Source organism: Nitrospira sp. BLG_2, assembly GCF_049222245.1.
The window spans coordinates 1-4,807 of record NZ_JBLYIG010000193.1; the positions used below are offsets into that span (position 1 = coordinate 1).

5 protein-coding genes and 1 pseudogene are annotated in these 4,807 nt (G+C 52.7%); 5 read left to right on the top strand and 1 reads right to left on the bottom strand.

Going from position 1 to position 4,807, the window contains the following annotated elements; genetic code table 11:
- The 4 genes and pseudogenes from ACOSYY_RS05310 to ACOSYY_RS05325 all read left to right on the top strand — a co-directional run.
- Window positions 1-737: pseudogene (locus ACOSYY_RS05310) on the top strand (lipopolysaccharide biosynthesis protein); the annotation flags it as partial.
- A 14-nt stretch (window positions 738-751) separates the two neighbouring features.
- Complete coding sequence (locus ACOSYY_RS05315; protein ID WP_421661227.1) at window positions 752-1,579, top strand: CpsD/CapB family tyrosine-protein kinase; 828 nt, start codon at window positions 752-754, stop codon at window positions 1,577-1,579.
- 28 nt (window positions 1,580-1,607) lie between these two features.
- On the top strand, window positions 1,608-3,002 hold the full coding sequence (locus ACOSYY_RS05320) for an ExeA family protein (RefSeq protein WP_421661228.1): 1,395 nt from the start codon (window positions 1,608-1,610) through the stop codon (window positions 3,000-3,002).
- Between the two features lie 232 nt (window positions 3,003-3,234).
- A complete protein-coding gene (locus tag ACOSYY_RS05325; protein WP_421661229.1) occupies window positions 3,235-3,663 on the top strand; it encodes a tetratricopeptide repeat protein in 429 nt (142 codons plus the stop codon).
- A 13-nt stretch (window positions 3,664-3,676) separates the two neighbouring features.
- Here ACOSYY_RS05325 and ACOSYY_RS05330 read toward each other — a convergent pair whose 3' ends face one another.
- Window positions 3,677-3,880, bottom strand: coding sequence for a hypothetical protein (locus ACOSYY_RS05330; RefSeq protein ID WP_421661230.1), 204 nt, complete (start codon window positions 3,878-3,880; stop codon window positions 3,677-3,679).
- Between the two features lie 498 nt (window positions 3,881-4,378).
- On the opposite strand from ACOSYY_RS05330, the gene ACOSYY_RS05335 reads away from it, so the two are divergent.
- Window positions 4,379-4,807, top strand: a 429-nt coding sequence (locus tag ACOSYY_RS05335; protein WP_421661231.1) for a SixA phosphatase family protein, incomplete at its 3' end; no start/stop codon positions are given.

Below are 4,807 nucleotides of genomic sequence, written 5' to 3' on the forward strand. Positions count from 1 at the left end.
TGGGGAATGAGCATCCGGACGTCCTGCAGAGCCGGAGAAAAATTGCCGCGCTCGAACAGGAACTCGTACGGCTCAAAACCGCGCCTGAGAGGAAGAGTACGCTGCGCCCGGAAAACCCCGCCTATATCAGTCTCCAAGCTCAGTTGAATTCTGCAACCTCTTCATTAGAGGCATTGCGTAAAACCCGTCTGGACATCAAGCATCGACTGCAAACGTATGCGACGCGTCTGGAAAAAGGGCCGGAGATTGAGCCGGAGTACTTGGTCCTGACACGCGATCGGGATACTTCCGGGCAAAAATATCAGGATATTCGCTCAAGGTTATTGGAGGCGAAGGTGTCGGAAGGTTTGGAAATACAGAGAAAAGGCGAACGCTTTTCCCTGATCGATCCTCCCAGTCTCCCTGAAAAGCCGTATAAGCCGAATCGTTTGGCCATTGTACTGCTCGGTTTCATCCTTGCTGTTGGTGGTGGAATCGGCTCAGGAGCCGTGATGGAATCACTCGACCATTCAATCAGAACGGCCGACCAACTGGCCGCCTTGACGCAGCAATTTCCTTTGGCGGTGGTCCCTTTTATGCCGAATGAAAAAGATCTCTTGCGGGCGAAAATGCGATGGCGGCTGGTCAAGACCGCTGGAGTCAGTGTCGTGGCAGTGACACTCGTTCTATTGCACATCTTTGTCGTTCCTTTGGATGTGTTGTGGTTTGCTGCAGTGAGGCGTTTTGGCGTCGGGTAGTCTAAGGGAGGACCATGGATCGAATACGGACCGCACTGGAGCTGTATAAAGAGTCTGAGGACGCGTCTTCCGACAGGATGAACCCGAAACGGGCCGCGGGGCATTCGCTCCCGCCGTCCATCACCTACACACGAACGAGGTCGCTGACTATCCCGCTTCCCGTTCTGCGTGAGCATCGGGTCATGGTCGCGAATAAGTACGGACCATTCATCGATGCCTATAAGATTCTACGAACGCAGGTCACGCAGCGACTGCGAGAGAACGGGTGGAATGTGGTGGGGGTGACAAGCCCGGGCTACGGGGAAGGCAAGACATTGACAGCCGTCAACCTAGCGGTGAGTCTCGCGATGGAGACGACGCAAACGGTGCTACTTGTCGACTCGGATCTTCAGGACCCCACTGTACATCACGTATTTGGGTTAAAGAATTGTCTGGGGCTTGCGGACTACTTACTGGACGACCAGCCTGTCGAGGATCTTCTTGTTCATCCAGGAATAGGCCGATTCGTTTTGTTGCCGGGTGGACGGGCTCTTTCGAACTCCACTGAGATTTTAACGTCGCCGAAAATGTTGGCCTTGGTTGAAGAGTTGAAACATCGATACCCCTCTCGGGTTGTGGTGTTCGATCTGCCCCCATTGCTCCATACCGCGGACGTGTTGGCATTCTCTCCTTACACAGATGCCCTCCTCATGGTGGTGGAGGAAGGAAAGACAACGGGTGAGGAGCTACAGCGGGCGTTGACCTTGGTCAAGGGCTCCCGCCCTGTCCTTGGTACAGTGCTGAACAAAGCCGGGAGATCGGCTCTGACCGTTGCGGAGATGAAGAAGAGGTTAGTCACATAGGGCGATAGAGACACAAAGCTGCGCACCCATGTATGAAGCATTCTACCACTTGAAGACTAAGCCCTTCGCGCTTTTGCCGGATAATAGTTTTTTATACTCCGGTTCAGAACACCAGGCTGCGTACAGCTTACTCGAGTATGGTGTCCTGAGCCAGGCGCCGTTTATGGTTTTGACAGGCGAGCCTGGTGTCGGAAAGACATCCCTGCTTCAGAAGCTGATCGCAGAACACGGCAATAAACACAAGATCGGTCTGATCACACACGCGCGCTACGATATCGAACATCTGTTACCTTGGATTTTATTGTCTCTCGGCTTGAGCACCAAGCGCCTTGATCCGATCGAGGCCTATCACATGTTCTCGGAATTCCTGGCTCAAGCGTCGAAGAACCTTCGCCGTGTCATTCTCGTTATTGACGAAGCTCAGAATCTGGGTGCCGAACGGCTTGAAGAACTCCGGCTTCTCTCGAACATGAACGACGGCAAGATTTTAAAATTGCAGATCATCCTCTCCGGACAGCCGGATTTGTATACTCTGCTGCAGCGTATCGACATGACTCAGTTCGCTCAGCGGATTGTCGTCGATTATCATCTCAAGCCACTGACGGAGACCGACACTGCGCGGTATATTCGTCATCGAATACGAGTCGCCGGCGGGCATCCGGCCCTCTTTACCAATAAGGCTTGTTTGTTGACGCATCATCTGAGCCAGGGGAATCCCCGCCTTATCAATCAGGTGTCCGACAGAGCATTGATTTACGGGTATGCTGAGCAGGCCAAAGTCGTGACCTCCAAGTTAGTTGCCCAAGCGGCGCTTGATCGAACGAAGGGAGGAATCCTTCCTCTGGCCGCCAAAGATGAGCTGGTTGCGCTGGCCACGGCTGCTGAAGATATGATCGAGATAAATGATCCTCTCCCTAGTCTGGAGGCGGAAATCAACGCCGATGAATCGTTTGGCTCTCGGCCTCCTTATTCCGCAGAGGAAGCGTATAGCCAAGGAATGACACTTAAGAATCAGGGACGGTTAAAAGAGGCTGTGGACATGTTCCATCTTGCGGCACAGGGCGAGTCGATGTGGCTGAAATCTCATGCTCAGATCGGTCTCTGCTATAGAAGGATGAGAGAGCATCAAGCGGCTATCCAGGCATTCCGTACGGCGTTGAATGATCGCGCTGCCTCACCGAACGACATTATTGATGTCCTCTATTTCCTTGGGCAAAGTCTGGAATTCACCGGACAGATCGAGGAAGCGTTGGAAGTCTACGGTCGCGTCAATCAATTGAATCCCGAGTTCAGAAACGTCGCCGATCGAGTGAAGGAATTACGGCAGAATGTAGAACAGAGGGAGCCAAGTATGTCGGACAATTCGCGGGTCAGCGAGGCGATCAAGAAATTTTGGCGTATTCTCATAAGTGGTCAAAAATAGGCGTCTTATGCGTCTCCTCTTTTCATATTGCACTGGTGTTCTGTTCGGAATCACTTGCGCGTGAAACGTCATGAATGACACCACTTCAATTAGCTGGTAATCTCGGGAGACGTCTCGTAAAGACATAAATTCCAACCGTTCCAGTGATTTTTTCTTTTCTTCTATCTAAACACTACAATTTCTGCTTTGATTTACCGGTGTCATCGGTGCTTGGCAGGAGTGCAAGCGAATCATGTCGGATTTGCTCAAGGACTTTTCCGATCCTGAAGTGAGCCCTGGGGAGCGCTATGAGCGGGGCCTCGCGCTGAAAAAAGCCGGGTTGCACAAGGCCGCAATCGACCAGTTCGAAATGGCGACAGTGGATCTACCGTTGGCCGTCAAGGCCTATGCTCAGATTGGACTTTGTTATAAATTGTCAGACCGCTACGAAGAGGCCATCACGGCGTTTCAGAAGGCTCTCAAAGCCGCACCGGCGTCACCGAAGGAAACAGTTCAGATTCTCTATGTCCTAGGGCGCACGCTGGAATCGTTGGGTCGTGTAGCGGAAACGCTGGAAGCCTATCGCTGGATCCGGCGGGAAAATGCGGCCTATCGGGACGTAGGGGAACGTATTGAGCGACTGAGCTCTCGTCGCCCAACAGTGGCCGCCAAAAAGAGCTAGTTCGAGACGGTGTCTACGCGGGCAAAGAAGCGGCTCGCAACTCGTATTCGAACCCTCGCCGCCGCAAGTAGATTAATCCTCGGCGACTGAGTTCGTCCACCAGCGAGAACACTTGATTCCAGGTGAGTTCGGGAAGAGCGAGCAAAAGTTCCTCGAGCCGGATTTGTCGTCGTTCCTGAATGATAGCCAATAATTTAGCTGATGCCTGTTGAGTCATTGTACGCCTCCATGATCGCACAGATCATTGTGAATGATATCATGTGCCGCAGTTCTCAGGGCCGGACTCCATCGAACGGCCATGACGAGAACGATTCCTAAAACCAGCAAGATTCAGCAGAGTACCGGCAACGCTTGTCAGTCCCTTTTTTGAACCATCGAGAGGACGATTTCGGCTGAGTGATCGACAAGCAAACGGATATTCCAAAAAACAGATCGAGTTGCGAAAGCCGCCGCAGGGTGGTTTCGTCATCGAGTAAACGAAGCGATTCGAGTGATGACCACCGCATGATGGCAGTAAATCCTCTATCTGAAACGAAAAACCGGGTGGAGGCGAGCCGGGGAAGTGTCGACTGGTGCCAAGAGCTTCGTTTCTTCCCTCCTGCCTCGATAGCAAGGTATCTACTCACCGTTCCAATACGGTTACCTGTATGTAAAACTTGTGTTAATTGCATAAGGGTCCCTGTGGTAGGCTCATGCCACATGTAGAGGGGGGAATATGGACTGTATTCTAGTTCGTCACGGAATTGCTGTAGAGCCAGATGAATGGGAAGGGACGGAGGAGAATCGTCCTCTCACGGAGAAAGGAAAGAGGAGGGCTCGACAAGCTGCCGAAGGGTTGGTTGCACTTAACTGTGAACCGACCCACCTATTCACGAGTCCCTTCGTGCGGGCCTATGATACGGCTAGACTGCTACGCGCGGTCATCTGTCCGCATCTGAAGCTGGAGACCCGGGAAGAGCTGGCGGTCGGCGCGGAGCCTGAGCGGCTGATTGGATTGTTCCGTACACTGCCGACGGATGCTGTAGTGGTATGTGTGGGCCATGAACCTCAGCTTGGTGAAGTGGCAAGCCTGTTGCTTTGTGGGAAAGCTTCTCCAAACGTTCCACTTAAAAAAGCCGGAGCTGCGCTGGTCAAATCAGAGGGG